The following is a 12781-nucleotide window of genomic DNA, read 5'->3' as shown; positions in this document are numbered from 1 at the left end:
ATGCGGCGCCGATCCCGGTGTTGCTCATACGGTTTTGAGTGTGGACTTCCCTCTCAGCAGCTCTGTGATCCTTGTCAGTGCTGTCGCGCTCTGGATTGTGTGGGTTGGCCCCTACCTGCTCCGGAACGGCCGCCACCGGCTGCAGCCTGCGGGCGAGCTCCTGGCGGATGTCATCGATCGTGAAAAGCCAGAAACCCAAGCCGGGACTGTTATGAAAATGACAGCCCAGCAGGAGAAACCCATGACCAGTACGCAGCGCACGGAATCCGCAACGAGCATCGCCGGCCCCGACGGCGCCCGGAAGGTTGCCGTACCCGGTCCGGCTTCACCCGGTCCGGCTTTCAGGATCCGCTACGGCCGCTTCGCCCTCGCCCTGGCGGGCCTGGTGTCGCTGCTCACCGGGGTGGTCTCTTCGGCCCTTCGAATTTTCGGCATCGGCCCCGCATTGCTGCCCGTCGTGGCACTGCTGGCCGCCGTCGGCGCCGTCGTGATGCTCCGCCGGTTGGCTGTCCGGGACCGCCGCCGCACAGTGAACGCCGCTTTCCGCGCGGCGATGAGCGCACCGGCCCGGCCGGCGCAGCCCGCTCCGGAGAATGCCGACGCCGGGCGGACCGCGGGGGACACCGGCTACACCAAGCCAGCCGAAACTACGCTCTTCGACGCCCAGGCTGAGCCTGCCGCCCGCCAACCCGCACCGAAGCTCCTTACAGCCCAGGAACTGCGCCAGGCGGCTTTGGCGGAAGCGGTGGCCTCGGGTGACACGTCTGTCCGCGTCGCCGCGGACCCCGCCCCGACTGCCACCGGGGGATCCAGCTGGGAGCCGGTGGAAGTTCCGAAGCCCACCTACGTTGAAGCGCCGAAAGCCGAGCGTGCCGCACCCGAGCCGCTCGACCTGCCGGAAGCTCCAAAGGCAGTCGGCAAGCCCTCACTCAAGCAGGGCACTGCCACCCAGTCGGCGTCGTCCGCGCCGCTGGGTGCTGGCACCGACGCCGACGCGAAGCCGCCCGGGAAGGCTCAGAGCGCGCTCAGCAACCTCGACGACGTCCTGCAGCGCCGCCGCGCCTGAATCACTCCGTCAATGCCCCGGGCCGCCAGCCAAAGGCAGCCCGGGGTTTTTTCGTGCGGTCCGGGGACTGCCCCAACCGGCCGCAGGGCGGTAGCCTCGGGGCATGAGCAGAATCTGCGTTGCCGGGGGAACAGGTCAAGTCGGCCGCGAGGTGGTCCGTCAGGCCGTTGCCGCCGGACACACGGTCGCCGTCGTCAGCCGGAACCCGCAGCCGGCCGGTACGCCGGAGGTGGAAGGGGGAGCGGAGTACTTCCAAGCCGACGTCACGACGGGGGTGGGGCTGGCGGCGGCGCTGGCCGGGGCCGACGTCGTGATCGATTGCCTGGAAGGGCGCTCCGGCAGGGCCTTGAAGAACTTTGCCGACGGCGGTGCGCGGCTGCTCGTCGCTGCCCAGGACGCCGGCGTGGCCAGGGCAGCGTTGCTGTCCATCATCAACTGCGACCGGAGCAGCTTGGGCTACTACAAATCCAAGGCCGCCAAGGAACACGTGTACGAACTGTGCGGGCTCGAGACCACTGTGCTCCGGGCAACTCAGTTCCATTCGCTGCTGGCGACGATATTTGCGGCGGGCTCGAAGCTTCGGATCATCCCGGTCATTGGCGGCGCCCGGTTCCAGCCGATCGCGCCCTCGGAGGCCGTGGCGGCGCTGCTCGCTGCGGCACTCGACGCGCAGTCCGGTCGCCGGCACCGGGTCCTCACCATCGGCGGACCGGAGATCGCCGGGATGGCTGAACTGGCCCGGGAGTGGAAGCAGGCGAGCGGGTCCCGCGGACGGCTGGTCCGGCTGCCGCTGCCGGGCGCGATGGGCAGGTACCTGCGTGCGGGCCTGAACCTGGTTCCGGAGGAACGACACGGCACGGAGACATTCGCGGGCTGGCTGGCAAAGAGCGCAGATAGTTTGTAGCCTAGGGGCACCGGCAACGCCGTTCCTTCGGGACCGGCGTTGTTTCGGGGCTATAGCTCAGTTGGTAGAGCGCTTCGTTCGCATCGAAGAGGTCAGGAGTTCGAATCTCCTTAGCTCCACTGCAAAAGCCTTCTGACCTGTGGAAACGTTGGGTTGGAGGGTTCTCTTGCCTGTATCGGGGCCAACCCGACGTTTACCCGACGTTTTGGGCTAAAGGCTGTGGCGCTGCGGGAGCATCTGGACGGGAGTGCCCCGATGTGATTTTTGAATCCCGAAAGATGCGGGTGCGTTGGTGAGATCGGGGGACTCCGGTCGCGATGCAGTGCTTATTCGCTATGGCTCTTCCCCAATGGCTGAGTTGCCCCCGGTGCGCTTGGACTTTACTCCCGATCAAAGAGTGCAGCCACTGACTTTCGAATGGTCACCGGATCGACGCCGGTCGGAGCCACAAAACCCCCCGGTCAACCGGGGAACGAGGAGCAGGTTTCCGTTCCGTCACTGAAGGACTCGACACGACCGGGCACATGGGAACCTCTATGCTGACGACTCTGGCCGCCTTTGCCAAGCTGGTGCGCGACACGAAGATCGAACACACCGGGGCCGGCCTCGCTACGGCCGCGGCTAACAACGGCCACGGCGGAAGGCCCCGTAAAATAGACAGCTGCGGCTGCTCGGGCCAGGAACGCAATAGACAAGGAATCAGCGCCTCCGACATCGGCAAGATGCTCGGAGTCTCCCGCGCCACGGTCTGCCGATACCTCCCATAATGAGTGGGGCCAGCGGTCCGGAGAACCCGACGGCGACATCGGCGCGAGCCGCAGATGCCGAACTCCGTCCGCGGCCGAGGGTTATCGGAGGAAGCATCAATGGCGAGCTACAAGGCGATTATGGCTTTGATGTTTGAGGGCCGCAGCTGCGACGAGATGCTCAGTCCGAGCCGGTACATCAACACCCATTCCGCGTCAGGGCCGCGCCGCAACCGTCTGTCCATAGTGGACCGCATCCTGCCACGGCACCCGGCAGGAAAGCCCTGCCGCCCAGACCTAGATCCCAGATTCGTAGTAGCCCAGAGAAGTCGGGTTGCCGAGGGGTTGAATAGTGCCTCAGCAGGGTTGGGTATATGACTAAACGAGTTCATCGTGGAGGATGCGCGCAGCGTGACCCATCGCCTGCTCCGCGGACGGCTGCATGGCGGCCGGCACCCGACTGCGAGTGAGGGCAACAACGACGAGGGTCTCGCCGCCGATATGTTCGACGACGCCCGCTTCGTGACGGAGATGGACGAAGGAACCCGTTTTCGAGTACCAGACCGACGTATCGGCTGAGAAATCCGGTGCGAGGCGGTGTCGGAATACGTTTGCAGCGAGCATCTCGCGCAGAGGTGCCGCCACCGCCTCGCCGACGCTTCCGTCCCAGATCTTTTCCAGGAGATCGGCAAGCCCGCGCGCGGTGCCGGCGTTAGCGCGCTCGATGTCCAGCTGGGGCAATGGAGAGGGGTGCCCTTGTTTGTCAGCAGAAACGACGAGCGAGTGCACCGTAGCAGCATCGCGGGTTCCGGTTTGCGTCGCGAGCGAGGCATAGAGTTCGCCGATAGGATGACGCAAGACGATGCCGCTCGTGCCGAGGGCCTGGAGCCATTCCGTGACGTCGCGCGGGGAGACGATACGGAAAATTGCATCCGCGGCCGTGTTGTCGCTGATCTCTATCGCAAGCCGGATCAGATCCCCTACGGCGATCGTAGCCGGGTGGGAAAAGCGGGCAATGCCGGGACCACCCTGAGATCGGCTCGTGTCATCGATGCGCACCGGCGTGCTGAGATCGAGCTTACCCTGGTGCGCGGCGTCGAGCGCGGCCGCTGCGAGTGGCAGCTTGGCGACAGACGCCAGCGGGAAGGGCCGATCGGCGTCTAGCGCAAGCTCGTGTCCCGTTCCGAGGTGACGCACGAGAAGAGATCCCGAGAGTCCCGCGGCCTCGAGCACGTGCGCTGCCCGGCGCAGGGCGCTCGACCCGGCACTGGCGTCGTGCGCCGAGACGGTCAAGATTGCTCCCGCCTGACGACGCCGAGCGCCGCAGCGATTTCCCGCCGAAGGGTCGCCTCGAACACCTTCCTGCCATCTGGCGTGCGCGACTCAAGCCGATAGGCACGCGCGAGTGTCAATTCGCGCACCTCGAACCATTGCAAACGCCACGCGGACGCCTGCTCTCGAGTGCAGAGGACCCAGTCGTCGCCTGCTAGCGCTCCGGTGAGCGCGCTGACGACGCTTGGGGACTCGTACACCTGATGCGCTGCCAGCCCGGATTCCGCAGCGGAATCTCGTAACGCGGACAGAAGTTGGGCGGAGGCATCCTCCGCCAGCACTGCGAGCCGCGAGGCCGCACGTGGCCCCAGAGCACGGGTCGGACGCAAAGCGGCGAGTGTAAGCGGCCTGAGCCGATCGGTAGCCTGCGCGAGACCCAGCGGCACCACCCAGTCGGCTCGTGCGGTCTCGACCGGGAGAATAGCGGCATCTGCTTCCCCTAGTCGAAACCGCAAAGTACGCCGCTCCCGGTCATTTTCCTCGATCTCGAGGTCCGTGCCCGCCCCGAGCGCGCGTAATCGAAGGGCTGCCCACAGCGCGGGATCAAGATCACACGGTACGAGAAGGCGGACCGTGCCGCGACGATGGGAGGTTGCAGCATCGAGGAGCGAGCGTTCGGCGCTCAGCAGCGCCTGTGCATGTCCAAGAAGTGCCGCGCCGAGGGGCGTCAGACTCACCTGGCGCGTGCTCCGCTCGAGCAGCGCTCCGCCGAGTTGGGCCTCGAGGCCGGCGACTCGGCGACTCACAACGGGCTGCGTCGTCCGTTCGTCCTGCGCGGCGGCCGAGAAGCTTTGCCGACGAGCGACGGCGACGAACGCGCGCGCACCGCTAAGGACATCCATCCCTCAATTATGCCGTTGATGCATCAATCCCGTCATATGTGGCTTTGAGCGAGTCAGATTTTCCACTCAGACTGGCTGCATGGATCAACTTCAAACATCCCAGCCGCAAGATCGATCTTTCGACCCGACCCGTCGCAAGATCCTCCTGTTCGGTGCAGGCGGAGTACTCGCAGCTTCAATGGCCGCTGCGGGAGGCCCAGCTTACGCACAGGAGAAGGCGCCCGGGACGGGAAACGTCCGTCGGCGTCTCGACCGGGCAATCGCCGACCTCGAATCGGCGCATGGCGTCACGATCGGGATTGCCGCGGGCAGACGCGGGCAGACTTCCTATGCATACCGAGGCGGTGACACATTTCCGATGTGCTCTCTTTTCAAGACTCTCGCTGTTGCCCGACTGCTCCGCGACCACGCGTACGACGATGAGTTCTGGAAGCGCCGAATTCTGTTCCGTGATGATCAGATTGTGGAGAACTCCATAATTTGCGCTGCCGACGAGGATCGGGACATGAGCGTGGAGGAGCTCGCCGACGCTGCCCTGCGTTTCAGCGATAACACGGCTGGTAATCTCCTGCTCGAAGTCATCGGAGGTCCAATGCAGATAGGCGCATATGCGCGAAGTTTCGGTGCCCGCTCCACCCGTCTAGACCGCTGGGAGCCGGAGCTCAATGAGGCGCTTCCTGGGGACCTTCGCGATACCAGCACGCCGTCTGATATCCACAAACTCTACGAGGCCCTCTTGCTCGGCGACGCGCTGAGTGCACTCGGGCAGGCCCGTCTTCGCGGTTGGATGCTCCGCAATACCACCGCCGGCAAGCGGCTGGGGGCGGTTGTGCCACCTGGAGCTGAACTCGCCGACAAGACGGGTGCTGGCGATTACGGAGTCGTGAATGACGCGGGCGTCGTGTGGCCGGATGCGGGTCCGCCGCTAACACTCGCCGTGATGACCAGGACGGACGATCCGGATGCGGTGAACAACAACGCCGTCGTCGCGCGCGTTGGCCAGCTCGTTTTCGCGGAACTCCTTTGATGGCCGCTCACCCAATGGGGCGTGCTACCGGTGTACTCACCGGACTCGCGATCGGATTCGCTTCCGCTGCGCTCGTTCTTGCTCCGTGGCTTGCCACCGGCGCCAAGCTGCCGCTTCAAAATCTTTGGCAGGCCGGCGTCCTGCCCGAGGACATGCCGTTGGCGCTCCTGCCCGTGAACCAGTATCACGCGCTGCGGGTCGCGGTGTTGCTCTTCGTTGGCGGAGCCGTCGCAGCCCTGGGCGTGCGATTTTTTAGGCGGGTGGTAGATGCGCAGGCGTGGTCCGCTGCAGTTGGCGTCCTCCTCGTGCACAGCATTGCGATAATCCAGACCTTCGCGGTCGTCGCTGACGGCTTGGGAATTCACGGGCCGCGAGTGGACCAACGGGCGGTGCTTTACTTCGGAGGCTTGCTGGGCGGCGCCGTCTTCGCGGCGCTGCTGGCTCAAGCGGTGTTCTGGCTGGTATCCCGCAGTTCCGTCAGTCCAGTCTCTCTTGGCCTAGCCCTCTCGGCTGTGCCTTTCTCATCCTGGATCGTGGACGCGGTTTCGATGCTGAGCCCTCCGACCGGTCTTCCAATTGAGATCTCGTTGATCTCGACATGGCTTCCCGCGGTCATCGTAGGCGTGGTGCTCGGCCGGTGCGGTATCCGCCCGCTCCGGCGGCTGATTGTCTGGGTTGCGTCCCTAGCCGCCCTGTGGATCACCCCCGCGCTCTTCACTTCCGTGAGGAGCGCACTCGAAATGCGTGTCCTCGACGGCGATCTTCAAGCAATGAGCGAAGTAGTGACCCAGATTTTCTCCCTCGCTTTGGGCATCTTCGCGGTCCCGGTGCTTTTCGCCCTGGCCTTGGGTGGAATCCTGACGGGCGTACACATGACGATCCGCCGTCGAGCGCACGGTTCAGGGTAGCGGACGGCGCCGGGCGCCCATGGGGCCATGCGACACCGAAGCTTCAGCGCTTGACGCGTCCCGCGACCTAAAGGTCGAGAACGCTTTCGCAGAAAAGGACAGCGCTCATAATGGAAACCGCTCATGTCCGAGGGTTCGCTGGGCGGAGGTCGGTTTCCAGCTTTGGGGCAAGCGCCCGACCGGTTACCTGGAAAAGATTTTCTCGTCGGGTGTCCTTTTGGCGGCTTCTCGGACGTCGTGTCGGTGTATCGACCGGTAAGAAGGAGTTGTCATGGAGTACATGCTTTTTATTTGTAGCGATCCCTCGGCACCGAAGTATGTGGCCGCCGAGGACAATATCGTGGCATGGGGGGCCGAAATGCAATCGCGGGGTGTCACCCGTCACGGTGACAGGCTGCGCCCTGTGGAGGACGCAACCACCGTCACGGTCCGTGCGGGAGAATTGGTGGTCTCCGACGGGCCGTTCGCCGAGACCAAGGAATGGATTGCGGGCTATGACATCATCGCCTGTACTGATCTCGATGAGGCTATCGAGGTGGCATCGAAACATCCCATGGCACGATTCGGCAAGATCGAGATCAGGCCAGTGTGGCCGCTGGGGGAGTAGTCATTCGCCCGGTGGTCGGCGCTGATGATCGCGGGAGGGGTGGGATAGTAGCGGGGGCGACGGATGTGCAGACCGCCGTCGAGATGGCCTCCGCCGCCGAAACCGCGCGAATCACCGCAACCCTCATCCGCGTCACGGGCGACTGGAGCTTTGCCGAGGATTGTATCCAGGATGCCTTCGCGCGCGCTCTTATCGACTGGCCGGTGCGCGGCATTCCCACGAACACCGGGGCCTGGCTGACCACCGTGGCCAAGAACAGGGCGATCGACCGTATGCGCAGTGCCGCCAGCGAAAAGAGGGCGGTGCGTGAACTCGCGATCCTCACTAAACTCGAAGAACTGCCGGACGGACCCGGCACAAATCCTGCGGCCGACGACGACCGGTTGCGTCTGATTTACACCTGTTGTCACCCTGCCCTCCCGCTCGATGCCCGGGTGGCGTTGACCCTGCGCACGGTCGCCGGGCTCACCACAGGTGAGATTGCGCGCGCGTTCCTGGTTTCGGAAGCAACCATGTCGAAACGACTCGTCCGGGCCCGTGCCAAGATACGGAACGCAGGGATCCCGTATCGTGTGCCGCCACCGGAGATGATATCCGAACGCACGGCTGGCATCCTGGCCGTGCTCTATCTCATGTTCAACGAAGGATATTCGGCCACGGGCGGCAGCACATTGATCCGCGACCCTCTTGTACGGGAAGCGATTCGCCTGACCCGGCTGCTGATTGCCCTGCTCGACGGTTTCCCTCAGGAACCGGAGGCTTTGGGTCTCCTGGCGCTTATGCTGTTCCACCATGCCCGGAGAGGGACGCGAACAGACGCAGCGGGGGACTTGGTGACGTTGGAGGAGCAGGACCGCGGATCATGGGACAGGGCTGCGGTTGCGGAGGCTGTGGTGCTGCTGGCGGATGCCGAGCAAATGAGCATTTCACGCCGTTCCCGGCCCGGGAGCTACCGTGTGCAGGCCGCCATTGCTGCCTGCCATATGATCGCCCCGGACTCTGGCAGCACGGACTTCGCCAAGGTGGCCTTGCTGTATGACCACCTTGGGCAGATTGCACCATCGCCGGTCATTGAGCTTAACCGTGCCGTCGCCGTCGCGATGTCTCAAGGACCGGAGGCAGGCCTGGCACTCATCGACCGGCTGGAGCGGAAACGGTCTCTTGACGGGTACTACCTCCTGCCTGCGACGAAAGCTGACCTGCTGCGGCGCCTTGGCAGAAAAACAGAGGCCAACCGCGAGTATCAGCGAGCTCTAAACCTCGCGCCAACGCAGGTTGAGCAGCGCTACCTCGCTAAACGCCTGGCTGAAACCAGCCCTGCATCTTTGTCCGAATCCAACCAAAACAGAATCGTGGCAACAGCCGCGGAGGGGGAAAAATGAAACACCTACTACTGATCCCAATCAACGTCGACGCATGGAACGCGCTCCCAGCTTCCGAGGTCGAAGCGATCATGCAAGCGCACGCCGCTTTGCAGCAGGAACTCAGTGCATCGGGGGAATTCGTGGAAGCGCATGAGCTGGGCGAGGAGGCGAAATTCGTCAAATCGAACGGCGGCAGGTGCACCGTGACTGACGGTCCATTCATGGAGACCAAGGAATTCGTCGCCGGATTCTACATCGTGGATTGCGCGGACCTGGACCGCGCCGTAGAAATTGCTGGGAAGCTCGGCGAGGCCAGACTATGGCCGATAGAGGTGCGCCGGATCGAACCGTGAAAAAACCCGCGGATGAATTCATCCGCGGCCGGCGCCAGGCTAGACATTGCCAAGTCTAGTATGTCGACATGTCGACCTGTTCGGATCGGCGTCGACGTTCACTTTGTCCGTACTCAATGACAGGTAGGAATCAGGCTATGAGCTCCACCAGTACTCACCCATTCGACCTTCGTATGGTGTGCGCATGACGGCGCCCCAGATCTATGTCAGTTTCCCCGGTAAAGCCCGTGAGGCTCTGAGCTTCTATGCGGACGTTTTCGGCGGAGAACTTTCCTTGCACACGTACGAGGATTTCGGCCGCAGCGATGGTCCCGGAAACGCTATCGCGCACGGGGTCCTGAACGGTGTGGTCACCCTGGCTGGATCGGATGCGGTGGCGGGTGAAAAAACTGTCCGGTTTGAAGGCATGATGCTTTCGTTACTGGGCACCGCCGAGCCGGCAGTGCTGCATGAGTGGTTCGACAAGCTCGCTGATGGCGGTTTGGTCATTGACCCGCTGGCCCCGAAGCCGTGGGGTGCCTCCGATGGCCAGGTCGTTGACCGTCACGGACTTCATTGGCTCATCGGTTATGAGCCCGAGTCGTGAGCGACGCGCAGCTGCTCGCACAGGTGACGAACGCGCGCGAGCATGTTCTCAGCACGGTTGACGGGCTACCGGAGGATGCAATGCATCGGGTGATAGTCCCGTCCGGTTGGTCTGCAACGCGTTTGCTTAATCACCTGGCCTTCGATGATGAGATGTTCTGGATTTCGGCTGTTCTCGGGGGTGACCAGAGTGCGATCCAGGGCCTCCACAATGGCTGGGCATCAGAGCCGATGACGGGATTGGAGGCGATCACCGCCTATAAGCGCGAGATTGTTCAAAGCGACGAAATCCTCGCGGGCGTCGATCTCGACGCCCCGCCGCGTTGGGTGCCCCCAGCCAGTGTCTTCAGCGGGCCGCCGATGCGTGACGGGCGCGAGATCCTATTTCGCGTACTCGCTGAGACTTCTGTCCATGCGGGACATCTGGACATCGTTCGTGAACTCCTCGACGGGCATCAAAATCTCGTCGTCACCTCGTGACAATGCTCCCGCCCAAGGATCACCGATCTGAGTCGAAAGAAGACCTATGACGCCCCAGACACGAAGCGCACGAAGCTTTACCCTGACCCGCATCTTGCAAGCACCCCGAAACCTGGTGTTCGAAGCCTGGACCGACCCGCAACATCTTGCCTGGTTCTACAACCCGGCTATGCAGACGCCGACTTCGCCCATTCAGGTCGACCTGCGTGTGGGCGGTGTTTGGAGACAGCAGATGTTGGTAAATGAAGATCTCCACTACCCAACCGGCGGGGTGTACCTCGATATCATTCCCGACGAACGACTGGTCTTTCGGTGGGGAGCAGTCGGAGGGTGGCCGGAGCTCGCTGGAGAACATGAGCGCGAAGCACCCATTGTGGCCGTCAACCTCAGCGATGCCGAGGAGGGTACACAACTCGAGCTCACAGTGAACTTCCCGGACCATCTGGCAGATGAAGAGGTGCGGAACCTCATTGAAGGCGGCACACATGATGGCTGGGGCGCCACAATTGACCGAGTCATCCACAGCACCGCCTTCACCGCCTGACATTCCTACTGTCCCCGTGACTACCAGCTGCCTCCGCGGGTCCGTCCGTCCGCCGAGGTGTTGTCCGGATCCAGTAAGAGCAACTTCTGGATTATGCCGATGGTGGGGTGATAAGCGCGCCTGGTCTGGGCGTTCATCTGCCAATTCTTCCTCAGACCTCTTGGAGCCGGGTTCGAGTCCGAACCGTTTGGGGGGAGGCCACAACGCTTTGAAGGGAAGTCCCTAGGTGGTGGCGGATCGGTGCAGAGCTGGTCGTAGCAGACGTGATCGGACTCCCCTACCCACAGGAAAGGATTTAACGTGCAGGTTCTGATTTCCGTGCTCCACGACAAGCTCGGCCTTACCCTTGCGGACGAGGTGTATCGATGGGGTTGAGGCGAAATGTCGCCAGCCATCGCGCGAGGGGGCGCCTTCGTTTGGCGGCCGTGTTCTGTGGCTTACCGGCGATCCTCCTGATCGTTTTGGGGTGGTTCGGACTGATATTTGTGATCGGTGGAGTGGTTGTTCCCGCACTGACTATCAGCACCGTTTTGTCTGCCGCGGCAGTCGTGCTCGCAGTCCTCGACCGGCGAAACCGCACGAAAGCAAAAGATCGGGCACCGTTTCGAAATTTCCCGTGGCCAAGCGTTTTCGCTGTGCAAGTACTCATATTTCTAGCCGTCGCGGGGTGCGTACTCGCCATATTGGGGGATGCTTCGCACAGCACCAAATACAGAGTCCTAACACCGGCCGGGCCGGACGGATGTCAGGCAGTTGTGCTCGAGGGATCATTTTTCATCGCAGGTCGGGGCGAGGTCTTTGCTGTGCACCCTCTGGGCATTGGATGGCGAGCGGGTTCCTGGACAACAGACGACGGCATTCGCCCTATCGAGGAAGGACAGTACGAATTGTCCTGGGGCGTCGCCGGGGGAGCCCTGCTGGTTCGAGGCGACGGCAACAATCCTGTCTGGCCCGCCCTACACGAGGTCACTTGTTCTAAACCTGACGCCTAGTGTAAACCCCTTGGTTCAGGGTTATCTCTCCCCGTGCTCAGCGCCGGCACTGTTGTCGGCGGACTCATTTCCTCGAAGCTCATCGGCAGGTTGGGCGCGAAGACCTCGATCATCACAGGACTCGCCGTTCAGGCAGCCACCACCGGATCTCTGCACTTTGTCAGCACCACGCCCACGTCCATCATCATTGTGCTGGTGGCAACATTTGTCGGCGGTGTCGCGAACCTCGCCGCCATCATCGGGTTCATGGTCACCACCACTACCGGAATCCCGGATAACGAGCAGGGCCCTGCCACCGGACTGACCACCATGAGCCAACAGATCGACATCACTATGGGTATCCCCGTCATGAGCAGTGACGCCATCATCGTCAAATAACGCGACGGTCAACAGGGAACAGAAGTTTTTGAATAGGAAGGTGGACTTTCAGTGGTGACGGCAGTCTGCGGAAAGGTTCGAAGATGCAGTTCCCTCCGCGACGGGCTTTCGCAACGTGAATTCAAGTCGCTGTCCGCCACACGTTTACCCCACGGAAATGATGAAATACGGTGACATGTCATGGATCGTCCATAGTACCAAAAACGCCTAGATTCCGCAGATAATCCGGGCGACGCAAGCTCTTGGCAGGCAACGATATGTGCCAGCCCATGAGAAGAGGTCAGGAGTTCGAATCTCCTTAGCTCCACTGCAAAAGCCTTCTGACCTGTGGAAGCGTTGGGTTGGAGGGTTCTCTTGCCTGATTTCGGGTCCAGCCGACGCTTACCCAACTTTTTGATATACAACGTCGCGTGCCGGTGGTGCCCACCGTGCCAGCACGGGGTCAGCGCTTGGGGCTGTGCGCACGGATCGGGTTGCCAACCCCGATAACCGCGTTCTGCAGCGCGAGTGGCAGCGTGTCGGCTGGTTCGGCGCTACCGGCTGTGCCGCCGGATTCGATCCCGCCTAGGTGCGTGGGTCATTAGTCGGGTAGCGGCGGGTTCTCGATTTTGGGTTTAAATCGCCGGGCCGGTTCCCGGGATTCGGCAGGGTCT

The 12781-nt window shown here is 62.8% G+C and carries 14 protein-coding genes and 1 tRNA gene; 13 read left to right on the top strand and 2 right to left on the bottom strand.

Translation table 11 applies throughout. The annotated features are described in order from the left end of the window. Window positions 1-40 precede the first annotated feature (40 nt). The 4 genes from RCH07_RS16415 (at window position 41) to RCH07_RS16400 (ending at window position 2737) form a co-directional block, all read left to right on the top strand. Complete coding sequence (locus RCH07_RS16415) at window positions 41-1066, top strand: hypothetical protein (protein ID WP_326968554.1); 1026 nt, start codon at window positions 41-43, stop codon at window positions 1064-1066. A gap of 103 nt (window positions 1067-1169) precedes the next feature. Then, a complete protein-coding gene (locus tag RCH07_RS16410) occupies window positions 1170-1970 on the top strand; it encodes an SDR family oxidoreductase (protein ID WP_326968553.1) in 801 nt (266 codons plus the stop codon). 46 nt (window positions 1971-2016) lie between these two features. Beyond that, window positions 2017-2089: transfer RNA gene (locus tag RCH07_RS16405), tRNA-Ala, on the top strand. Window positions 2090-2398: 309 nt separating this feature from the next. Continuing rightward, window positions 2399-2737: a recombinase family protein gene (locus RCH07_RS16400; RefSeq protein ID WP_326968570.1), complete on the top strand. Its 339-nt coding sequence runs from the start codon at window positions 2399-2401 to the stop codon at window positions 2735-2737. 357 nt (window positions 2738-3094) lie between these two features. On the opposite strand, the gene RCH07_RS16395 is transcribed toward RCH07_RS16400, so the two are convergent. Together RCH07_RS16395 and RCH07_RS16390 are read right to left on the bottom strand one after the other, a co-directional pair. Further along, the gene (locus RCH07_RS16395) at window positions 3095-4009 is read right to left on the bottom strand and encodes a serine hydrolase (RefSeq protein ID WP_326968552.1); all 915 of its coding nucleotides are present in this window, start codon (window positions 4007-4009) and stop codon (window positions 3095-3097) included. Beyond that, window positions 4006-4890 (bottom strand): LysR family transcriptional regulator, encoded by an 885-nt coding sequence (locus RCH07_RS16390; protein WP_326968551.1) that lies wholly within the window; start codon window positions 4888-4890, stop codon window positions 4006-4008. Before RCH07_RS16390 ends, RCH07_RS16395 begins: the two co-directional genes overlap by 4 nt. 79 nt (window positions 4891-4969) lie before the next feature. On the opposite strand from RCH07_RS16390, the gene bla reads away from it, so the two are divergent. From bla to RCH07_RS16345, 9 genes are all read left to right on the top strand, one after another. Next, on the top strand, window positions 4970-5917 hold the full coding sequence (gene bla, locus RCH07_RS16385; RefSeq protein WP_326968550.1) for a class A beta-lactamase: 948 nt from the start codon (window positions 4970-4972) through the stop codon (window positions 5915-5917). Continuing rightward, window positions 5917-6825, top strand: coding sequence for a hypothetical protein (locus RCH07_RS16380; RefSeq protein ID WP_326968549.1), 909 nt, complete (start codon window positions 5917-5919; stop codon window positions 6823-6825). The genes bla and RCH07_RS16380 overlap by 1 nt, the downstream gene beginning before the upstream one ends. 271 nt (window positions 6826-7096) lie before the next feature. Then, window positions 7097-7432, top strand: coding sequence for a YciI family protein (locus tag RCH07_RS16375; RefSeq protein WP_326968548.1), 336 nt, complete (start codon window positions 7097-7099; stop codon window positions 7430-7432). Window positions 7433-7497: 65 nt separating this feature from the next. After that, window positions 7498-8814, top strand: a complete 1317-nt coding sequence (locus RCH07_RS16370) for an RNA polymerase sigma factor (protein ID WP_326968547.1) — start codon at window positions 7498-7500, stop codon at window positions 8812-8814. Next, window positions 8811-9149: a YciI family protein gene (locus RCH07_RS16365; RefSeq protein WP_326968546.1), complete on the top strand. Its 339-nt coding sequence runs from the start codon at window positions 8811-8813 to the stop codon at window positions 9147-9149. The genes RCH07_RS16370 and RCH07_RS16365 overlap by 4 nt, the downstream gene beginning before the upstream one ends. A 184-nt stretch (window positions 9150-9333) precedes the next feature. Beyond that, entirely contained in the window at window positions 9334-9735 is a 402-nt protein-coding gene (locus RCH07_RS16360; protein WP_326968544.1) for a VOC family protein, read from the top strand. Continuing rightward, window positions 9732-10214 carry a mycothiol transferase gene (locus tag RCH07_RS16355; protein ID WP_326968543.1) on the top strand — a complete coding sequence of 161 codons (483 nt, stop codon included), beginning with the start codon at window positions 9732-9734 and terminating at the stop codon, window positions 10212-10214. The genes RCH07_RS16360 and RCH07_RS16355 overlap by 4 nt, the downstream gene beginning before the upstream one ends. Window positions 10215-10260: 46 nt before the next feature. After that, window positions 10261-10758, top strand: coding sequence for an SRPBCC family protein (locus tag RCH07_RS16350; RefSeq protein ID WP_326968541.1), 498 nt, complete (start codon window positions 10261-10263; stop codon window positions 10756-10758). A gap of 1025 nt (window positions 10759-11783) precedes the next feature. Beyond that, complete coding sequence (locus tag RCH07_RS16345) at window positions 11784-12128, top strand: hypothetical protein (RefSeq protein WP_326968540.1); 345 nt, start codon at window positions 11784-11786, stop codon at window positions 12126-12128. Window positions 12129-12781 lie beyond the last annotated feature (653 nt).

The organism is Arthrobacter sp. CG_A4 (assembly GCF_035985125.1).
GTDB lineage: Bacteria > Actinomycetota > Actinomycetes > Actinomycetales > Micrococcaceae > Arthrobacter.
The sequence above is the reverse complement of the archived record's forward strand: the minus strand, read 5'-3'. Positions and strand labels throughout refer to the sequence as shown.

Bases quoted from the DNA above. Each gene is read 5' to 3' on its own strand.
- RCH07_RS16360 (WP_326968544.1), top strand. From the start codon at position 9,334: ATGACGGCGCCCCAGATCTATGTCAGTTTCCCCGGTAAAGCCCGTGAG.
- RCH07_RS16350 (WP_326968541.1), top strand. From the start codon at position 10,261: ATGACGCCCCAGACACGAAGCGCACGAAGCTTTACCCTGACCCGCATC.
- RCH07_RS16410 (WP_326968553.1), top strand. From the start codon at position 1,170: ATGAGCAGAATCTGCGTTGCCGGGGGAACAGGTCAAGTCGGCCGCGAG.
- RCH07_RS16375 (WP_326968548.1), top strand. From the start codon at position 7,097: ATGGAGTACATGCTTTTTATTTGTAGCGATCCCTCGGCACCGAAGTAT.
- RCH07_RS16365 (WP_326968546.1), top strand. From the start codon at position 8,811: ATGAAACACCTACTACTGATCCCAATCAACGTCGACGCATGGAACGCG.
- RCH07_RS16380 (WP_326968549.1), top strand. From the start codon at position 5,917: ATGGCCGCTCACCCAATGGGGCGTGCTACCGGTGTACTCACCGGACTC.
- bla (WP_326968550.1), top strand. From the start codon at position 4,970: ATGGATCAACTTCAAACATCCCAGCCGCAAGATCGATCTTTCGACCCG.
- RCH07_RS16390 (WP_326968551.1), bottom strand. From the start codon at position 4,890: ATGGATGTCCTTAGCGGTGCGCGCGCGTTCGTCGCCGTCGCTCGTCGG.